The organism is Erwinia sp. PME.40.26/001, from assembly GCF_055556675.1.
Genome location: NZ_JBVHNP010000054.1, coordinates 1 through 355, shown reverse-complemented (window position 1 = coordinate 355; position 355 = coordinate 1). Strand labels below are relative to the sequence as shown.

The following is a 355-nucleotide window of genomic DNA, read 5'->3' as shown; positions in this document are numbered from 1 at the left end:
CGCCGCGTCAGCACGCTGGTCTTGCCCGACCCGGCCCCGGCGACGATGAGCAGCGCCTGCCCGCGGTAGGTGACGGCCTCTCGCTGCGGCCCGTTCAGCCCTTCGAGCAGGTCGGCGTCGGGGCGGGCATCCGACGGGGCGGAGCCGCCGACGATGAGGGGGGTGGAGGCGTCGGTCATGGCGATATCAAGTCTAGGCGGGGCCTCCGACACCCCGCCCGGTCGGGGATCATGGACGCATGCGCCTGATCCTCAACGTCCTGTGGCTCGTCCTCTCGGGATTCTGGCTGTTCCTCGGGTATCTCGCGGCCGGCATCGTGCTCTGCATCCTGATCCTCACGATCCCGTGGGGCATC

2 protein-coding genes are annotated in these 355 nt (G+C 70.1%); one reads left to right on the top strand and one right to left on the bottom strand.

Going from position 1 to position 355, the window contains the following annotated elements:
* The coding region (locus tag ACZ3HG_RS23195) for a UvrD-helicase domain-containing protein (protein ID WP_465334658.1) at positions 1 to 179 on the bottom strand (179 nt) is incomplete at its 3' end.
* A 59-nt stretch (positions 180 to 238) separates the two neighbouring features.
* On the opposite strand from ACZ3HG_RS23195, the gene ACZ3HG_RS23190 reads away from it, so the two are divergent.
* Positions 239 to 355: YccF domain-containing protein (locus ACZ3HG_RS23190; protein ID WP_465334656.1), on the top strand; the 117-nt coding region annotated here is incomplete at its 3' end.